General features: G+C 63.1%; 14 protein-coding genes and 1 pseudogene. 5 read left to right on the top strand and 10 right to left on the bottom strand.

All coding sequences use genetic code 11. The annotated features are described in order from the left end of the window. The first annotated feature begins 35 nt into the window (after positions 1–35). Positions 36–206, top strand: coding sequence for a hypothetical protein (locus QQL24_RS07010; RefSeq protein WP_284311190.1), 171 nt, complete (start codon positions 36–38; stop codon positions 204–206). A 103-nt stretch (positions 207–309) separates the two neighbouring features. Here QQL24_RS07010 and QQL24_RS07015 read toward each other — a convergent pair whose 3' ends face one another. From QQL24_RS07015 to QQL24_RS07035, 5 genes are all read right to left on the bottom strand, one after another. Further along, positions 310–726 (bottom strand): cytidine deaminase, encoded by a 417-nt coding sequence (locus QQL24_RS07015; protein ID WP_284311191.1) that lies wholly within the window; start codon positions 724–726, stop codon positions 310–312. Beyond that, complete coding sequence (locus QQL24_RS07020; RefSeq protein ID WP_284311192.1) at positions 726–1703, bottom strand: ABC transporter permease; 978 nt, start codon at positions 1701–1703, stop codon at positions 726–728. Before QQL24_RS07020 ends, QQL24_RS07015 begins: the two co-directional genes overlap by 1 nt. Before the next feature lie 4 nt (positions 1704–1707). Then, positions 1708–2781 (bottom strand): ABC transporter permease, encoded by a 1074-nt coding sequence (locus QQL24_RS07025; protein ID WP_284311328.1) that lies wholly within the window; start codon positions 2779–2781, stop codon positions 1708–1710. 104 nt (positions 2782–2885) lie between these two features. Beyond that, complete coding sequence (locus QQL24_RS07030; RefSeq protein ID WP_284311193.1) at positions 2886–4403, bottom strand: ABC transporter ATP-binding protein; 1518 nt, start codon at positions 4401–4403, stop codon at positions 2886–2888. A gap of 100 nt (positions 4404–4503) precedes the next feature. Continuing rightward, positions 4504–5517, bottom strand: a complete 1014-nt coding sequence (locus tag QQL24_RS07035) for a BMP family lipoprotein (RefSeq protein WP_284311194.1) — start codon at positions 5515–5517, stop codon at positions 4504–4506. Between the two features lie 175 nt (positions 5518–5692). Between QQL24_RS07035 and QQL24_RS07040 the strand changes: the two genes are divergently transcribed. Further along, the gene (locus tag QQL24_RS07040; RefSeq protein ID WP_284311195.1) at positions 5693–6085 is read left to right on the top strand and encodes a methylglyoxal synthase; all 393 of its coding nucleotides are present in this window, start codon (positions 5693–5695) and stop codon (positions 6083–6085) included. A 40-nt stretch (positions 6086–6125) separates the two neighbouring features. Here QQL24_RS07040 and QQL24_RS07045 read toward each other — a convergent pair whose 3' ends face one another. Further along, entirely contained in the window at positions 6126–6410 is a 285-nt protein-coding gene (locus tag QQL24_RS07045; RefSeq protein WP_284311196.1) for a helix-turn-helix domain-containing protein, read from the bottom strand. A gap of 346 nt (positions 6411–6756) precedes the next feature. Beyond that, a pseudogene (locus QQL24_RS07050) lies at positions 6757–7065 on the bottom strand (autotransporter outer membrane beta-barrel domain-containing protein); the annotation flags it as partial. Positions 7066–8320: 1255 nt separating this feature from the next. Between QQL24_RS07050 and dnaK the strand changes: the two are divergent. From dnaK to QQL24_RS07065, 3 genes are all read left to right on the top strand, one after another. Next, a complete protein-coding gene (dnaK, locus tag QQL24_RS07055; RefSeq protein ID WP_284311197.1) occupies positions 8321–10222 on the top strand; it encodes a molecular chaperone DnaK in 1902 nt (633 codons plus the stop codon). Between the two features lie 84 nt (positions 10223–10306). Continuing rightward, entirely contained in the window at positions 10307–11455 is a 1149-nt protein-coding gene (gene dnaJ / locus QQL24_RS07060) for a molecular chaperone DnaJ (RefSeq protein ID WP_284311198.1), read from the top strand. Positions 11456–11556: 101 nt separating this feature from the next. Beyond that, positions 11557–12426 (top strand): SDR family oxidoreductase, encoded by an 870-nt coding sequence (locus QQL24_RS07065; RefSeq protein ID WP_284311199.1) that lies wholly within the window; start codon positions 11557–11559, stop codon positions 12424–12426. Between the two features lie 308 nt (positions 12427–12734). Here QQL24_RS07065 and QQL24_RS07070 read toward each other — a convergent pair whose 3' ends face one another. The 3 genes from QQL24_RS07070 to QQL24_RS07080 all read right to left on the bottom strand — a co-directional run bounded on the left by QQL24_RS07070 (position 12735) and on the right by QQL24_RS07080 (position 18053). Then, on the bottom strand, positions 12735–12911 hold the full coding sequence (locus QQL24_RS07070; RefSeq protein ID WP_284311200.1) for an SH3 domain-containing protein: 177 nt from the start codon (positions 12909–12911) through the stop codon (positions 12735–12737). A gap of 316 nt (positions 12912–13227) precedes the next feature. After that, complete coding sequence (locus QQL24_RS07075; RefSeq protein ID WP_284311201.1) at positions 13228–16422, bottom strand: ATP-binding protein; 3195 nt, start codon at positions 16420–16422, stop codon at positions 13228–13230. Continuing rightward, entirely contained in the window at positions 16419–18053 is a 1635-nt protein-coding gene (locus tag QQL24_RS07080; RefSeq protein ID WP_284311202.1) for a B12-binding domain-containing radical SAM protein, read from the bottom strand. Before QQL24_RS07080 ends, QQL24_RS07075 begins: the two co-directional genes overlap by 4 nt. Between the last annotated feature and the right edge of the window lie 58 nt (positions 18054–18111).

Raw genomic sequence — 18111 nt, forward strand, 5'->3', positions numbered from 1 at the left:
CCCGTTAACGCCTCCGCATCATCGGCCCTTCCATCATGACGCTGGACTTCGTTGAGTTGAGCGGTTTCATGATCGAGCGCATGCATTGGACATTGAAGGGCGGAATTGCGGCCGGAGACAAGGCGCAGTTCTGGGTGGGACTCGTGCTGGCCGTGGCGACCGCCATCCTGCTGTTTGCGAGCTTCCTCGATCTGGTGATGATCTGATTTTCCCGGGTGCGCGGACGTCCCGTCCGCCTCTTCCTATCTTGCACCCGCGGCGTTTCCAGAGTGCGGACGGGACGTCCGCGCACCCGGGAAACGCTCCCAGCTACCCCAGATTCTCCGGCCCGAAGCTCTCCGGCAGCAATTCGTCCAGCGTGAAGCTGCGCCTTATGCCCTCCGGTCCGGCAATATGGATCGGCGTGCCGGGCGCTGCGAATTCGCGGATGCGCTGGCGGCAGCTCCCGCACGGCGTGGTGAGGCCGGGCGCGTCGGGATGGGCGTCCATCCAGCCCAGCACCAGGATCTCGGCGATCTCAGTTTCCCCGCTCGCCACCATCAAGGAGATCGCCCCGCCTTCGGCGCAGGCGCCGACTGGGTAGGCGGCGTTCTCTACATTGCAGCCGGGATAGATCTTGCCGGAACGGCCACGGATGGCCGCGCCCACCTTGAAGCGCGAATAGGGCGCATGCGCCTTTTCGCGCACGGCCCTGGCGGCCTCGAAGAGATCGGCGAGCCTATCCATCACCGTTCCTTGACATAGGGTACGCCTGCAGCCTTGGGCGGGTGAGCGGTGCCCACGAAGCCGGCGAGCATCAGCACGGTGAGGATATACGGCATGGCGTCGATCAGCTCCGACGGGATGTTGCCGATGCCGGGAATCACCATGTTGGAGCCCATCTGGTTGGCGATGGCGTTGAGCAGACCGAAGAGGAGGCAGGCGCCCATCGACTGCCAGGGCCGCCATTTGGCGAAGATCAGGGCGGCGAGGCCCATATAGCCGCGCCCGCCCGTCATGTTGGGCACGAAGGCGGCGGAGTAGGAGGTCGACAGGAAAGCCCCGGCAACGCCCGTCAGCACGCCGCAGATGATCACGGCCCGGTAGCGCAGCCAGGCCACCGAGATGCCCGCGGTGTCGACGGCCTGCGGATTTTCACCGACGGCGCGCAGGCGCAGCCCGAATCGCGTCCGGTAGACCGCCCACACCGTCAGCGGCACGCACAGGAAGGCGAAATAGGTCAGCGGGGACTGCTCGGAAAGAGCGCCGCTATAGATGGGGCCAATGACCGGGACGTGCGCAAGCGCCGCGGCGCCCGGCAGGTCGATCGGCAGGAAGCGTGCGCTGCCTGAGAGATCCGGCGTGCGCCCACCCTGGCCATACCAGGTATTGCCCAGAAAGGCGGTAAGGCCGACAGCCAGCTGGTTGATGGCCACGCCGGAGACGATCTGGTTGCCGCGATAGTTGATCGAGGCGATGCCGTGCAGAACCGCGAAGGCGATCGCGGTGATGATGGCCGCGGCCAGGCCGAGCAGGGCGGAATCATAGGTGGAGGCCACGACTGCGGCGGCGAAGGCGCCGGCGAGCATCTTGCCCTCCAGGCCGATATCGACGATGCCCGAACGTTCGGAATAGAGGCCGGCCAGGCAGCAGAGCAGGAGGGGAGTCGCAAGGCGGATGGTGGCGGCGGGTGCGGTGATGCCCAGCGTCATCAGGAAGTCCATGGCGTCAGGCTCCTTTCGGCTTGCGATGCAGGAAAGGTCCGAGCACGGCAACGAGCTGCGGGCGCACCATCAGCTCCAGGGCGCCGACGAACAGGATGATCATGCCCTGGATCACCTCGATGAGATGGCGATCGAAAACGGGATAATCGAACACCAGCTCCTGCCCGCCCTGGATTAGGGCGCCGAACAGGATCGAGGCGAGTACGATGCCCACGGGATGGGAACGGCCCATCAGAGAAACCGCGATGCCGATGAAGCCGGCCCCGGCGGTGTAGTCGATGAACATGCGATGCTGGTCGCCCATCAGCACATTGGTGCCCATCAGCCCCGCCAGAGCGCCCGAGACCAGCATGGTGACGATGATGATGCGGGCCGGCGAGATGCCGGCATAGACGGCCGCGGTCTTGTTGTGGCCGACGGTACGCATGGCATAGCCGAAGCGTGAACGCCAGATCAGCAGCCAGACCAGGAAGGCGGCAAGCAGTGAAAGTGGGAAGGCGAGGTTGACCAGCGTGAGGTCCAGGTTGACGCCGAAATAGGCCAGCATGTCGCTAAGCGTCGGCAGGCTCGCATTATCCGGGAATAGCTCCGACTTGGGGTCGCCGGTGCCCGGTTTCATCAGCACATGCACGATCAGATATTGCACCAGGTCGGTGGCGATGTAGTTGAACATGATGGTGGTGATGACGATATGGCTGCCGCGCTTGGCCTGGAGATAGCCGGGCAGGAACGACCACAGCGCGCCGAAGATCATCGCCGCGACAATGCCGATGGGAATGGTGAGAAACCAGGGTAGTGCGGTCGCATGCAGGCAGGCAAAAGCGATGCCGAGGCCGGCGACCTGTCCCTGTCCGTCGACGCCGATATTGAAGAGGCCGGCATGGAAGGCTACGGCGACCGCAAGGCCGGCGAAGATGTAGGTCGTGGCATAATAGAGCGTGGTGCCGATGCCGTTGGCGTCGCCGAAGGCTCCCTGGATCATGGTGGTGCCGACGGTCAGCGGATCCGCGCCGACGAAGGCCCACACCACGATGCCGGAGACCATGAAGGCGATCAACAGGTTGATCAGCGGCAGCATGATGGTGTCGGCCCACCAGGGCAGCGGCGTCAGCGAGCTGGCATTGGCCGAGAAGGCCTGAATGAGAAGGCGATGGAACTTCTGGGAGGGAGTGTCGAGCGCGCTCATGCCGCTTGCTCCGAAACGCCCGCCATCAGCAGGCCGAGTTCGTTCTCGGTCGCGTTCCTGGCCAGGCGCTCCCCGGTTATCTGCCCCCCGCACATCACGAGAATGCGGTCGGACAGGCCCATGATCTCCTCCAGCTCCACCGAGACCACCAGAATGGCCTTGCCGGCATCGCGCATGGCGATCAGCCGGCGATGGATGAATTCGATGGCGCCGATATCGACGCCGCGGGTCGGCTGGCCGATGATGAGCAGCGAGGGATCGCGCTCCATCTCGCGTGCGAGCACGATCTTCTGGGCGTTGCCGCCGGAGAAATTGGCGGTCTTGAGCTTGGGATCGCGCGGGCGGACGTCGAAGCGCTCCATCTTGCCTGCGAGGTCGGAGATGATGCGGCGATAGTTGAGCAGCAGGCTGCCGCCGAGCTTGGGATCCTTCTGATAGCCGAGGATCGAGCTCTCATAGGCTGCGAAGGGCTTCACCAGCCCCATGCGCATGCGATCCTCCGGCACATGGGCGAGCCCGAGATTGCGCAGATGCGCCGGATCGGCCTCGGCGATATTTTTGCCGCGCAGGATGATCTGCCCGGACGCCACCGGGCGGATGCCGGCGATGGCTTCCAGCAGTTCCGACTGGCCGTTGCCGGCCACGCCCGCCACGCCGACGATCTCGCCGGCCCGCACGGTGAAGGACACGTTGTCGACGCGCGCGACACCCTTCTCGTCCTTCACGGTGAGGTTCTTGACCTCGAGGATGACGTCGCCGGGCTTGGCCTCGGCCTTGTCGACACGCAGGAGCACCCGCCGGCCGACCATCAATTCGGCAAGCTCGGTCGCGTTGGTCTTGGCGGTCTCGACGGTTGCCACCATCTCGCCGCGCCGCATCACCGAGACGCGGTCGGTGACGGCCATGATCTCGCGCAGCTTGTGGGTGATGAGGAGGATGGTCTTGCCCTGCTCACGCAGGACCTTGAGGATTTCGAAGAGCTGATCGGCTTCGGAGGGCGTGAGCACGCCGGTCGGCTCGTCGAGGATGAGAATGTCGGCGCCGCGATAGAGGGCCTTCAGGATCTCCACGCGCTGCTGGTTGCCGACCGGCAATTCGCCGACGATGGCATCCGGGTTGACTTCGAGATGGTAATTCTGCTCCAGCGTGGCGAGCTCGGAGCGGGCATGAGCCATGCCACCAGCCAATATCGCGCCGCCTTCGGCGCCGAGCATGACATTTTCAAGGACCGTGAAGGGATCGACCAGCATGAAATGCTGGTGCACCATGCCGATGCCGGCCGAAATCGCGTCCTGCGAGGAGCGAATCGCCATCTCCTTGCCGTTAACCAGGATTTCACCGCTGTCGGCCTCGTAGAACCCATAGATGATCGACATCAGGGTGGACTTGCCGGCGCCGTTCTCCCCGATGATGCCGTGGATCGTGCCTTTCTCAACCGTGAGGTCGATCGCCTTGTTGGCATGGACAGGGCCGAAACGCTTGTCGATTTGCTTCAGTTCGAGGGCAGTAGCCAAAGCGGCCTCGCAAGATGACCGGAAAGGTCAGGACTGTTGATGCAAGGTTCGATAGAAAAAGGCCGACGGCAATGGCGCCGTCGGCCTCTTGCCGTCAGACTCAGTTCACCGGGCAGGCGTTGTCGGCCTGGTAGTCATGCACGACAGTCTTGCCGTCGACGATGTCCTTGGTCACGGCATCGATGGCTGCCTTGTTGTCGGCGCTGACCAGAGACTTGTTGTTGTCGTCCATGGCCAGGCCGACGCCGTCCTGCTTCAGACCGAGCACGTTGGTGCCCGTCTTGAAGGTACCGGCTGCACCCGACTTGAAGCCCTCATAGATGGCTTCGTCGACATGCTTGAGCACGGAGGTCAGCACCTTGCCGGGGTGCAGGCCATTCTGGTTGGAGTCGACGCCGATGGAGAGCTTGCCCTCGTCGGCCGCGGCCTGCAGCACGCCGAGGCCCGTCTGGCCGGCCGCGGCGTAGACGATGTCGGCGCCCTGGGCCATCTGCGCCTTGGCCAGCTCGCCGCCACGGCCCGGGTCGTTCCAGGCGGCCGCGGTGGTGCCGGTCATGTTCTGGATGACCTTGATGCTGGGATTGGCGGCCTTGGCGCCCTGCACATAGCCGCAGCCGAAGGAGCGGATCAGCGGGATGTCCATGCCGCCGACGAAGCCGATGGTGCCGCTCTTCGAGGTCTTGGCAGCGAGATAGCCGGCGAGATAGGAGCCTTCGTCGGCCCGGTAGATATAGGAAGCGACGTTGGGCAGGTCGACCACATCGTCGACGATGCCGAACTGGGTCTTCGGATAGGCCTTGGCGACGGCGGTCAACGCGTCCTCATAGGCAAAGCCCAGTACGATGATCGGGTTGTTGCCGTCCTTGGCGAAGCGGCGCAGGGCCTGCTCGCGCTGGGAGGCGTTGGTGATCTCGAATTCGCGGTAGGTCTTGCCGCTTTCCTTCTTCCAGCGCTCGGCGCCGTTATAAGCGCCTTCGTTGAAGGATTTGTCGAACTTGCCTCCCAGGTCGTAGATGATGGCTGGGCCGGGCTTGTCGGCAGCCGAGGCTGTCGTCGCAACACCGGCTGTGCCGAGGCTCAGCAGGACGGCCAGGCCAAGAAGGGTCGATTTCATCACGCTCTCCCGCGCTTATTCTCGTTGGTGGATGGAGGGCAATCCCGGTTTACCCGCGACAGCCTTCGCGTGAACATGGCATGGCAGTTACACTATTGAGAAGGGGTGTCGTGCGTTCACCCTTACTTTTCACACAAATCCGGCGGGAAACGCGGGTTCAGGATGAGGATTTCCGATGGCCAAGCTGATCAAGCGCACGCTCGCTCTCATTGCCCATGACCAGAAAAAGGACGAGATGGTCGCCTTTGCCGAGACCCATCGCGCCATCCTGGCGAAGTTCGACCTCGTTGCCACCGGCACGACCGGCGGGCGCGTGCTGGCCGCCTGCCCCGAATTGTCGCTGACGGCGCTGAAGAGCGGACCGATGGGCGGCGACCAGCAGATCGGCGCCTTGATCGCGGAGGGGCAGGTGCACGGCCTGTTCTTCTTCGTCGACCCCCTGACGGCCATGCCGCATGATGTCGACGTCAAGGCGCTGACGCGCCTCGTCCTGGTCTACGACATACCGATGGCCTGCAATCCTTCGACCGCCGACATGATCATCCGGCAGATGACCCATCTGAACTGACCGGGCGGCACAGCAAGGGCCTGTGGGCCGAGGCGGCCGCCTACGCGGGTGTGGCCAAGACATAGGTATAAAGGTCGATATCGAGCATGATCGTGAGCGTCAGCAGCGTCTCGACGCCGCAATGGGTGCCGTGAGACTCGAGGCGGGAAATCGAGGAGTGGCTGAGGCCGTGCGATTCGGCGATCTGCCGCAAGGTGACGTTCCGCTGCAGCCGGCGCGTGCGGATGTCCCCGCCGAGGCGCTTCCAGTCCATGTTCACGAGCAGCAGCGTCCCGTCTCCCGTCTTCGAACTCGGCTTACCTGCAATCGGCTTTCTGGCATTCATCGCGACAGTCCAAGGTTGCGGCCTGAAGCCCATTGGATATTGGGCCCCTGGCGAAAGCAGTTTTGTTACATTCCCTTATGGCAGGTAAAGTCTAGCAGCATGTCACGACAGCCGCTTGATCATTTTTGGTGGTATTTTTAAGGCAAGAACCGGTCGCTTACAGCTATTTCCCGGGAGCGCGGACGTCCCGTCCGCTCTTGAACCGCTTCGCGAAACCAGAAGGGCGCGGCCTGTGATTGAGGACGCGCCCTTTTCATGGTCTACCCTCTGTTGCCGCCCCGGCTGTCCCGGAACGGTATCGGTTCAAGAGCGGACTGGAAGTCCGCGCTCCCAGGGGTGCTCCCGGCTACCACATATCGCGCAGGCCGGCGGTGCCCTTGACGATGTAGTTGTCCTTGCCGCCATGGCCGCTGAGCGCGGTTGAGATGTCGGCCTCGCCATAGACGCTCCACTTGTCGTTCCAGGCATAGGTGCCGCCGACGCCGACTTCGCCCCAGAGCTTCTGGTTCTTCTGGTGCACCGTGGTGCCGGCCACATCCATGCTGGTGCCGCCCAGGAACTCGTAGCTCAGATTGGCGATGCCGTAGACCTGCAGGCGGCGCATCTTGCCATCGTCGCCCTTCCAGCTCGACAGGTTCTCGAGCCGCACGCCGGCCCGGCCCTTGAGGCGCTAAAGCAAAGCGCGTTCAAGCGTGAACGCTTCTTTGCTCTAACTCTTTGTTTCGACGCGTCTTTGTGATTCTTGACGATTCCGTCAAATCGCAAAACGCTTTAGTGCTCGTGTCAATCGACGGTGCTCCGCATGGCATCCTACCCCGCCGATGACGCAGGCGTTGGATTGCGTTGAACATAAAAAGTACAAATATTGACTTTCGTTCGATCCCATGCTTTATTCCCTAACGGAATGAGGCGTCAGCAGCCGGCGTATGATCAACTCGGCTCCGAACGCCTCCATCCACCCCGACAGCCTGTCCAAGCGGCAGGCGCGCGGCGGTCCTGCTTCTCTCGAAGCCGGCCTCCAGGGGTGATGAGCGGGACAGAGGGATCGGCACCCCATGGAAGTGCCACGCGATCCCTGGACGGAGCGTGAAGGGCTTGAGCCCGGCAACGCCTTCGTCCCCACGTCCCGCCGATGCGGTGAAGACGGCTGATGCCACTGTCCGGCCAGGACTGCAGCGCTGAGCCCCTTGACCGAGCCGGCTGGCTCAGGTTCGGATGGTCCGTGCCATCCGCTCCCGGCTCGCCTCCGCCTTCATAAGGCGGAAAAACAGGTGGCCTTGCACGCCTTGTCAGCGTGCCAGGCAACCGGAACGGGGCGATGGCGGCCTGCACCGACAGTGCGGCCTGCATCTTCCATGATCATGCTTTCACGGCTGCTCCGCAGCCGCCATCGCCCGGTCTCCTCATCAACCCAGCCCGGGAGGGCGTGGGAACGAGGGCGTTTGTGCGTTGTGGTGAGAAAGCGGCGGAGGCGAAAGTGCTGGGTGAGGCACGATTGGAGTGTCGATCTCCACAATCACATCGGCGGGGCCGATGTGATGAGATCGACATTCTTGGAAACGAGGCGCTTATCGGGAAGGAAGATGTCGATCTCGCTCCATCGAATGATGGAGCCGTGGAGATCGACACTCCGCGTCTGGTGCACCTCACCTCGCGAAGTTAGCGTGGACGCCTCCGCGCGAAAACCGGCGATGAAGGCGAAAAACCTTTCTGGGGAGCGTCCTTCCAAGGCTTGCGGCACGGGAAAGCCCCCCTTATATACCCGCCGAACCCGTGAGTTTCCTGGCAACACGAACCAGTGCTCTTCATGGGGTTTCCGATAGGGACCGGCCGGGTTCCTGAGGGCTTTCCCGGCCTAGGCGTTGCTGCTTCGGGGCGCGTCGGTCTGCTGCACAGGAAGGATGAGACATATGGCTAAAGTTATTGGTATCGACCTTGGAACCACCAATTCGTGCGTCGCCGTGATGGAGGGCACGACCGCCAAGGTTATCGAGAATTCCGAGGGCATGCGCACCACGCCCTCGATCGTTGCCTTCACCGACGATGGCGAACGCCTCGTGGGCCAGCCGGCCAAGCGCCAGGCTGTGACCAATCCCGAGCGCACCTTCTTCGCCATCAAGCGTCTGATCGGTCGCACTTTCGACGACCCGATGACGCAGAAGGACATGGGCCTGGTGCCCTACAAGATCTCCCGCGCCAGCAATGGCGATGCCTGGGTCGAGGCGGACGGCAAGTCCTACTCCCCTTCGCAGATCTCGGCCTTCACCCTTCAGAAGATGAAGGAGACGGCGGAGGCTCATCTGGGCCAGACCGTGACGCAGGCCGTCATCACCGTTCCCGCCTACTTCAACGACGCCCAGCGCCAGGCCACCAAGGACGCCGGCAAGATCGCCGGTCTGGAAGTGCTGCGCATCATCAACGAGCCGACGGCGGCTGCGCTCGCCTATGGCCTCGACAAGAAGAAGGCCGGCACCATCGCGGTCTATGACCTCGGCGGCGGCACTTTCGACGTCTCGATCCTGGAGATCGGCGACGGCGTGTTCGAAGTGAAGTCCACCAACGGCGACACCTTCCTCGGCGGTGAAGACTTCGACATGCGCCTGGTCGAGTATCTGGCGGACGAGTTCAAGCGCGAGCAGGGCATCGACCTCAAGAAGGACAAGCTCGCTCTCCAGCGTCTGAAGGAAGCGGCCGAGAAGGCCAAGATCGAGCTGTCGTCCACGGCGCAGACCGAGATCAACCTGCCCTACATCACCGCCGACGCTTCGGGTCCGAAGCATCTGGCGCTCAAGCTCTCGCGCTCCAAGTTCGAAAGCCTGGTCGATGACCTCGTCCAGCGCACCGTCGAGCCCTGCCGCAAGGCCTTGAAGGATGCCGGCCTGGCCGCTGGCCAGATCGACGAAGTGGTGCTGGTCGGCGGCATGACCCGCATGCCCAAGATCCAGGAAGTCGTGAAGCAGTTCTTCGGCAAGGAGCCCCATAAGGGCGTCAACCCGGACGAAGTGGTCGCCATCGGCGCCGCCGTCCAGGCCGGCGTGCTGCAGGGGGACGTCAAGGACGTGCTGCTGCTCGACGTGACCCCGCTGTCGCTGGGCATCGAGACGCTGGGCGGCATCTTCACCCGCCTGATCGAGCGCAACACCACGATCCCGACCAAGAAGAGCCAGACCTTCTCGACCGCCGAGGACAGCCAGACGGCCGTGACCATCCGCGTCTTCCAGGGTGAGCGCGAAATGGCCGCCGACAACAAGGCGCTCGGCCAGTTCGATCTCGTCGGCATCCCGCCGGCGCCCCGCGGCATGCCGCAGATCGAGGTGACCTTCGACATCGATGCCAACGGCATCGTCAACGTCTCGGCCAAGGACAAGGCGACCGGCAAGGAGCAGCAGATCCGCATCCAGGCTTCCGGCGGTCTTTCCGATGCCGACATCGAGAAGATGGTCAAGGACGCCCAGGCCAACGCCGAAGAAGACAAGAAGCGGCGCGAACTCGTCGAGGTCCGCAACCATGCGGATGCGGCGGTTCACCAGGCCGAGAAGTCGATCAAGGAGCTTGGCGACAAGGTCTCCGCAGCCGACAAGTCGACCATCGAGTCCGCCATCGCGGCCCTCAAGTCCGCGCTGGAAGGCGATGATGCCGAGGCTATCAAGGCCCGCACCAACGACCTGCAGCAGGCTTCCATGAAGCTCGGCGAGGCCCTCTATCAGCAGCAGCAGGCTGCTGGCGCCGAGGGCGGCGAGGCTGGTACGAAGAACGACGATGTTGTTGATGCCGACTTCGAGGAAGTCGACGACGACAAGAAGCGTGCGTAATATAGGTCGATAGCGTGAGGGCCCTCGCCAGAAATGGCGAGGGCTTTCGCACACTCAATAGTTGGGATGCTCCGAGCGGTTCTTATGGCCAAACGTGACTATTACGAAGTGCTCGAGGTTACCCGCGAGGTAACCGAAGTCGAACTCAAGGCTGCTTTTCGCAAGCAGGCCATGAAGCACCATCCGGATCGCAATGCGGGCAACAAGGACGCCGAGGCCAAGTTCAAGGAAGTGAACGAGGCCTATGAGGCGTTGAAGGATCCGCAGAAGCGCGCGGCCTATGACCGCTTCGGCCACGCTGCCTTCGAGCAGGGCGGCATGGGCGGGGGAGGTGGCTTCGGCGGCGGGGCGGGCGGCGGCTTCGGCTCCTTCTCCGACATTTTCAACGATATTTTCGAGGATCTGGCCGGGCGCGGCCGGGGCCGCAGCACTGCCGGTGGCCGCGAGCGCGGCGCCGATCTGCGCTACAACATGGAGATTGGGCTGGAGGATGCCTTCCACGGCAAGACCGCCACGATCAAGATCCCGACTTCGGTGACCTGCGAAGCCTGTCATGGCTCCGGCGCCAAGGCGGGCTCCAAGCCCAAGACCTGTTCGACCTGCGCCGGCCATGGCCGCGTGCGGGCTACCCAGGGCTTCTTCTCGATCGAGCGGACCTGCCCGGCCTGCCAGGGCCGTGGCGAGGTGATCGACAATCCCTGCCCCTCCTGCGGCGGCGCCGGCCGGACCACGCGCGAGCGCACCCTCTCGGTCAACATCCCCGCCGGCGTCGAGGACGGCACGCGAATCCGCCTTGCCAATGAGGGCGAAGCCGGCTCGCGTGGCGGCCCGTCGGGCGATCTCTACATCTTCCTTTCCATCGCGCCGCATGAGTTCTTCCAGCGCGACGGCGCGGATCTCCACTGCCGCGTGCCGATCTCCATGGTGACGGCCGCACTCGGCGGCGAGTTCCAGGTGCCCACCGTCGAGGGCAGCAAGGCCAAGGTGGTGGTGCCGGAGGCGACCCAGACCGGCAAGCAGATCCGCCTGCGCGGCAAGGGCATGCCGGTGCTGCGCTCGCGCGAGCATGGCGACATGTATGTGCAACTCTTCGTCGAGACGCCGAAGAACCTCACGCGCCGCCAGCGCGAGCTCCTCGCCGAGTTCGACGAGCAGTCGTCGAAGGAGACGCAGCCGGAGAGCTCGGGCTTCTTCGCCAAGGTGCGCGATTTCTTCGACGGGCTGGGGCAGTAGCTCCTGTCCCGGGTGCGCGGACGTCTCGTCCGCTCTTCCTTTCCGGCGGATGCCACCGGTTCCAAGAGCGGACGAGACGTCCGCGCTCCCAGCAGGGCCTCATGAACCTCCTCATCTTCGGCCTCGGCTACACCGCCTCGCATTTCGCGGCCCGCTACGGCCGGCGCTTCGCCCATGTCGCCGGCACCTACCGCTCGCCGACGCCCGGCGAGAGGCTGCCCGATCTGCCCGATGTCGAGCGCCTTGAATTCGACGGCCTGAAGGCGTCGTCCGCGATCGAGGCCGTGGTCGCGAGCGCCACCCACATCCTCACCTCCATCGCGCCGGACGATGAGGGCGATCCCGTGCTGCGCCATTTCGGCGGGGCGATCGCGCAGGCGCCGCATCTGGCCTGGATCGGCTATCTGTCCACCGTCGGCGTCTACGGCGATGCGGATGGGGCCTGGATCGACGAGACCGCCCCGCTCCGGCCGACCCTCGAGCGCAATGGCGTGCGGGTGAGAGTGGAGCAGGCATGGCTCGACCTCGCGCGCAGGCGCGGCGCGGATGCCCAGATCTTCCGCCTTGCCGGCATCTATGGTCCCGGGCGCAACGCCATCGTCAATCTCCGGCGCGGCACGGCCCGGCGTGTCGTCAAGCCGGGCCAGGTGTTCAACCGCATTCATGTCGAGGATATCGCCGGCACGGTGATGGCCGGCATCGACCATCCCAAGGCGGGGCCGTTCTTCAACGTCACGGACAATGAGCCCGCGCCGCCGCAGGATGTCGTGACCTTCGCGGCCAGGCGCCTGGGCGTCGAGCCGCCGCCGGAAATCGCCTATGAGGCCGCGCAGATGTCGCCGATGGCGCGCTCCTTCTATGGCGAGAACAAGCGCGTCTCCAACCGGCGCATCCGGGAGGATCTCGGCTACCGGCTGCGCTATCCGACCTACCGAGAGGGTATTCACGCCTGCTTCCAAGCGGATGCGTGACGGCGTCGCCGCAAGTTTACCGTCAAGGTTGCCACGACGGAAATCCGGCATTCGGTGTCGCTGAGCCACCGCTTGGGCGGATGGCCCTCCGCTCTTTGCGGGGTGACTGGCTGCGTGGTGCCGATCGGCTTTCCGAGCCGGCTGGGGCGGGAACCCCGGGCGGCGATGATGGGGCGGACGGCCCCCGGGCGGGCCGACAACCTGCGGACGCGGTCGAAAGCCTGGCTTGTGATGCGGTGGCCGCGGTAGGGCATGCGCCACCAGGTACGGTACCAGGGGTGCTTTGAATAATGGCGATCCCGAAAGGCTTAGCTGAATGCGATAGCCAGTATCGCCAGCTCGGCGATGCCGACATTGCTGTTGGCGGCGGACGACAGATATTTGTTCGAGGACCAGCCACGATCGCCGCGGAGGGAAATGTCGCACGAAAAGCGATCGGCGAGGCAGCCGTGGATGAGGACGGGCTCGCCAGGCCGAAGCGTCATGACGGCCGGGTAATGGGTGCCGGGATCGGCAGTAGATTGACGTTGGCGGTGGCGTCGCCGCGGACGGCTCCCGGGCTCCCGTTGCCAGCAGGATAAGGCCACCGCCGGCCGGTAGGGCAACGATCAAGGCTCGAACGAGGCCGTGGATACGAGCAAAGAGACCTGTCGGAACGGGTTGAAATGAGGGCATCGTGCGACCCCATGTGGTGGAAGCCGCTCTTCGGCGAGCCGAAGCGTCCTTACGAGCGACAATGCAATGCGGGCACGCCTTCGCCAAGTGACCTGGCCAAATATTTCGGTATCATTCGCTAGACGGTCAGCCCGGTGTCGCGCCGCGATGACGCTGGTGCCGGGCCTCGGTCACATTCGCCGACAGCGGCTCGAGCGCCGACAACAACTCGATTGTGGAGGTGACGAGGCGCATGGCGAGGTGAGCGACCCTCGTGCGACGGAGATCGAGCGCCAAACGCAGAAGCTCGGTGGTGCTGCGCAGCATGAAGGTCGGCGACTGGTTTTCCCAGGCCATGCGAACCGACTTCAGCGCAGCCAGTAGCGTGACGGCCGGCGGCAATCCCCGACGTTGCAGCAGAACGGCCTTCACCCGCCAGCATTCGGATTTGAACCAGACCTCGCCGCCGGTCGCGATGATCCGCAGGGCCTCCTCGATGGCTGCATCGGCCGCTTGGAGATCGCCGGCGAGCATATGGCCCTCCGCCATCCACGCCAAATAGGTCGGGCACCAATAGACAAGATTCATCTGACGAAGGGGCAACAGGCCACCGGTCAGCAGATCCATTCCTTTCTGAACCTGTCCCTGCTGCAGGCATTGCCAGCCTGAAAAGCCGGTGGCAATGACGCCCCAGAACGGGAGCTGCCGGCTTGTGGCGAGATGGCGCAACTGTTGGACGAGCAGTTCCAAGCCTTTCACGTCCTCCGTGAGGACCCGCAGCATACAAAGATGGGTGAAGGCGTAGCCTTGCGTGTTGGCATGATCGAAGGCCAAGGCCGCATGATAGGCTTTCTCTCCCATCCGCATTGCTTCGTCCGCCCGCCCTTCGAGCCAAAGCGTCAATGCAAGATGGCATTCGCTCATTATGCCGAAGTCCGTGCCATAGAGGTAAGCCAAGTGGCGCGGCCTGGTCCTGTCATAGAGGGCCAGTGCGGCGACAAGATGAGCCTCCGCCTGCTGCAGGTTCCCTCCGAGCAAGTGGGAGGTCCCTACCAGACGGTGAGCGATGATCAAGCCATGTTCCGAATGGCTCGCTTCAACACGCTGCAGGAAGGAATGGGAGAGAGCTGCAGCCTCCCGGATCCGGCCCGTGACCTGCAGATGCGACCACTCGCTGTAATAAAGTAAGAAGGGCTCGTTACCGTTGTGCAGAAGCTCTTTGCCGTGGCGATCCAACAGGCTTAGGGCGTGGCTGGTCAGGGTGGCGACTTCAGGCGAGCCATAGCCGCCCGTGGCGATCACAGGCGCGATTTTCACCAGGCAGGCTTCGAATTCCAGCTTGTGCCGGCCGAAGGTGTCGTCGATCCTGGGCAGGAGTTCGAGCACAAGGCCGATCTGCCGCAGAGCTTCCTGGTTGGCGGACCGGCTCACGGACAGGCGTGCCGCTCGCATGCCAAAGTCGGCTGCTTGCGGGAAATCACCAGCATGGCGCCAATGATTGGCGATCCGCTCAGGTTCCTCCTCGCTCAACTGCCGAAACTCGGTGACCAGAATTTGCGCCAGGACGCGATGTATCACTAGCCTTTGCGATTTCAGCAGCGACTCATAGGCGGCGTCGCGGATCAGGGCGTGCCGGAATGCCAGAAAGGCCTGTTTCTCCGGCACCGAACTTTCTTCGATGATGCCTGACTGCAGGAGCGTATTGATGACGCCATCGAACTCGTCGCTGCCCAGACCCGATAATTTCGCAATTACGGCCAAGGGGAAAGTTCGCCCGTACACAGCGGCCAGCTGCGCCACGCGCTTGGCGGAGCCGAGCCGGTCAAGACGTACCATCAGGGAGTCACGCAAGGTTGCCGGCACGGTTTCCTTCTCGCTGGCCAATTTGCCGGCGGGTTGCGCCTGCTGTTGTGTAATACCTGTCTCGAGATAGCTTCGAGTGACCTCTTCGATGAAGAGGGGGATGCCGTCGCTGCGTTCGGCAATGGAGGCAGCGATATCGGGCGGCATCGCCTGAGGGCCGACGAGATCATGGATGAGGCCTAAGGCGGCGGCCGGTGCTAACCGCTTCAAGGACAGAATGTGGCCCAGATGTTGGAGTGGCGCGCTCTGTAGGGCAGATCTGGTGGTAATGACGAGCAAGAGCTGGCGGGTGGGAAATGTCGAAGCAAGGTTTTCCAAAAGCTCGATCGTGGAGGGGTCGAGCCACTGGGCATCTTCAACGATGACGAGGCGGCGCCCTGTTTGCTCTTGACCCGCAAGCACGGAGAGAAGGATCTTCTTGAGAGCCAGGCGTCGCTCGGGGCCGAAGAGGCGTCCTTGGACGGCAGAGCCGGTCGCCAGCTTCAAACCCGAGATTTCTTCCAGAAGCTGCGCCGTCTCCTCGCCACAGTCGGGCCCAATAAGCCCTTCCAGGGATTTGGCATTCACCAAGCCATCGGGCGACGTTGCAAAGTCCAATCTCTCCTTCAGAAGGCGCAGAAGAGGGTGAAACGCCGTATTCTGGTAATGGCTCGAAGCCAGAAGCCTGAGATCGGCGGTGACGCCAAGCACTCGCTCGAATTCCCTTAACAGACGGCTCTTGCCGATACCGGCTTCTCCTTCGACAATTGTGAGGCAACCACCTTGAGTGGGGATACCGTTCCACAAGCCCATAAGTGTCGAAAGCTCGCTCGAGCGCGCCGTGAAGAGATCCTTCTGACTAGCGGGATTCGACCTCTTTTCGGTAACCCAACGCCGCTCGCTGACGACCGAATAGGCATCGATCGGTCTGCTCATACCTTTGAGCGTGAGGTTACCAAGCGGCTCGAGATCGAAGGCATCCTTGAGAAGGGCGCGCGTGGTGTCACCCACCACGGTGCTGTTGGGCGCCGCAAGTGCCTGTAACCGCGCCGCGACGTTGACAGCCTCACCCACGACCGAACTGAAGACGTTCGTGCCGGCTAATCGTCTGTCGCTCACCACGACGATGCCTGTGTAGATTCCGACCCTGATCTCGACGCCCTCGCCATATTGCCTGCGCAGGTCGATGGCGAGCGAACGTATGTCCTCGATCACTGCCAAACCTGCCCTGACGGCGGATTCTGCGGAATTCTCCAGGGCTAGGGGAAAGCCAAATTTGGCCAGGATGCCGTCGCCGCTGAGATCGGAGAGCGTGCCTCCGAAGCGTTCGATAGCAGCGATCGCCACAGTCCGATATTCCTCAAGGATCTGCCCGACGGTTTCGGGATCCTGGCGCCCGGCAAGTTGGGTGAACTGCACTATGTCGCTGAACATCACGGTCAATTGCCGGCGTTCGCCCGCGACATCCCAGCACTGGTAGCCGTCAAGGGAACTGTTCATTCTGTCATCCTCGCAGTGACGTTGGTGACAGCCACCCGTGGCCGAAAATGCCGGTTCTCCTGCCCGGTCTGTTCCGGCCTGGCAGCCCTGATCCAACCCTCCACGGCGCCGTTATCATCCGTCACCATGACCGGATCGAAATATCGTATCCGGTCGGCCGCCGATATGCCGACGGGATATTCGGAATATTGCGGGTCCAGACGGTCCCGACCGGCAATATAGCTGCGGGAATCGGCATGCTGGTAGCTGTTGGCATACCCCAGATAGCGAGCGATCGAGCCCAGGGCGGCGATCCAATTCAAAAAGGATCCGAACCCGATATTCCGGAGCCGGTGAAGCGTCGTGACCGCGATGCTTCTGCGGTTGAAGAGGCGGCCGGGCGCAGCGTGGAGCATGCGTGAGAGCTCCGTCAGGGATCGATCGTCGTCGCGCGCATTGCTGAAGACAATGCATTCGCCGTCCATATCCCGCAGCCTGATATTGGGGCGCAATTCCCCTTTGTCGACACTTTCCCAGAACGTCGCAGTACCTGGCAGCGGGATGAGGGCGCTGCAAAAGGCGGGCAGGGGCGTGCCGCGGCTCCGTGCGATGGCCCCGAGCTGGGCGCGGATGTCCTCGACCGTGGAATAGCGCGGATCGAACAGGAAGCCATAGGCGAGGGTGATGCCGATGGATTCGGCATAGAGCATGTCCGAGATGACACTGCCGACGTTGGCGAGGTTCTGCTTCTTGTTGGAGCGCCTCAGAAACTCGATATCGAGAGATTCTAAGCCGGCAAACAGCATGCGGCATTTGCGAGCTCGCAATGTCGCCAAGAGCTTTCGATCCTTCAGAATGTTCTGGGTCACCAGGGCACCCCAGGCTCGCACGCACTTATCTCGCCCCATGAGATCGCTGACTTGCATGAGATGTTCGGCCGAATCCGACGCATTGTTGTCCATCAGCCAGACGATCGGATACCAGCGGCGCAGGCTTGTCCAGGGAGCCGAGGAGAGTGCTCTGTCGAGGGAGAATTGCAAACTGTCGAGGCTATAGGGCGCGTGATGCGCCTGCTCGGCCGGTATGACGCAGAATTTGCAGCGGAAAGAGCATCCGCGCGAGGCCTCCAACAGATGAAAGGGCAGGTTCAGGTCGTTGCCGTCAAGAAGCTCGTAAGGTACCTCATGCACCGGCGTGATAGCCTGCGAACTGCGGTAAATGCGCTGGACTTGTCCGGCTTCGTAGTCCTGCAGCAGAGTACGGATGCTTTCGACACCACCGACGCAAACGCAATCGAAGAACTGTGCAGCAAAATCCGGAAAGAGCGTGCAGAAATTGCCGCCTGCAACGACCACGGCGCCCTGCCTGCGGAAATGATAGGAGAGCTGGCGCATGCGATCGAAATCGGCATGAAGGCCGGTGAGGAAGACGAGTGCGCAAGATGGGCAGCGGCTTGTGTCGAAGGGGCCGTGCCAGTTCTCGTGATACAGGACGACCTCATATTGATCGGGATCGATGAAGGAAGCGATATGAAGACCGGTAATCGGCTGGAGCGGATCGCGCGAGCGCCGCTTGGATCGGTCGCGGCGCAGATGCGTGCAGATGACCACGATACGAGGCCGGAACCGGTTCTCGGCAACGGAAATGAACATGGCGGCACCTTCCGCGAGAGGACGAGTTACGGCATCGGCCCGCGTGGCTGATTTCGAT

The organism is Labrys miyagiensis (assembly GCF_030160835.1).
In the GTDB taxonomy this organism is placed as follows: domain Bacteria; phylum Pseudomonadota; class Alphaproteobacteria; order Rhizobiales; family Labraceae; genus Labrys; species Labrys miyagiensis.

Excerpts from the sequence above, each read along its gene's own strand:
- QQL24_RS07025 (WP_284311328.1), bottom strand. The coding sequence starts at position 2,781 with ATGCTGCCGCTGATCAACCTGTTGATCGCCTTCATGGTCTCCGGCATC.
- QQL24_RS07040 (WP_284311195.1), top strand. The coding sequence starts at position 5,693 with ATGGCCAAGCTGATCAAGCGCACGCTCGCTCTCATTGCCCATGACCAG.
- QQL24_RS07020 (WP_284311192.1), bottom strand. The coding sequence starts at position 1,703 with ATGGACTTCCTGATGACGCTGGGCATCACCGCACCCGCCGCCACCATC.
- QQL24_RS07070 (WP_284311200.1), bottom strand. The coding sequence starts at position 12,911 with ATGACGCTTCGGCCTGGCGAGCCCGTCCTCATCCACGGCTGCCTCGCC.
- QQL24_RS07015 (WP_284311191.1), bottom strand. The coding sequence starts at position 726 with ATGGATAGGCTCGCCGATCTCTTCGAGGCCGCCAGGGCCGTGCGCGAA.
- QQL24_RS07035 (WP_284311194.1), bottom strand. The coding sequence starts at position 5,517 with ATGAAATCGACCCTTCTTGGCCTGGCCGTCCTGCTGAGCCTCGGCACA.
- QQL24_RS07080 (WP_284311202.1), bottom strand. The coding sequence starts at position 18,053 with ATGTTCATTTCCGTTGCCGAGAACCGGTTCCGGCCTCGTATCGTGGTC.
- dnaJ (WP_284311198.1), top strand. The coding sequence starts at position 10,307 with ATGGCCAAACGTGACTATTACGAAGTGCTCGAGGTTACCCGCGAGGTA.
- QQL24_RS07010 (WP_284311190.1), top strand. The coding sequence starts at position 36 with ATGACGCTGGACTTCGTTGAGTTGAGCGGTTTCATGATCGAGCGCATG.
- QQL24_RS07065 (WP_284311199.1), top strand. The coding sequence starts at position 11,557 with ATGAACCTCCTCATCTTCGGCCTCGGCTACACCGCCTCGCATTTCGCG.
- QQL24_RS07075 (WP_284311201.1), bottom strand. The coding sequence starts at position 16,422 with ATGAACAGTTCCCTTGACGGCTACCAGTGCTGGGATGTCGCGGGCGAA.
- QQL24_RS07045 (WP_284311196.1), bottom strand. The coding sequence starts at position 6,410 with ATGAATGCCAGAAAGCCGATTGCAGGTAAGCCGAGTTCGAAGACGGGA.
- dnaK (WP_284311197.1), top strand. The coding sequence starts at position 8,321 with ATGGCTAAAGTTATTGGTATCGACCTTGGAACCACCAATTCGTGCGTC.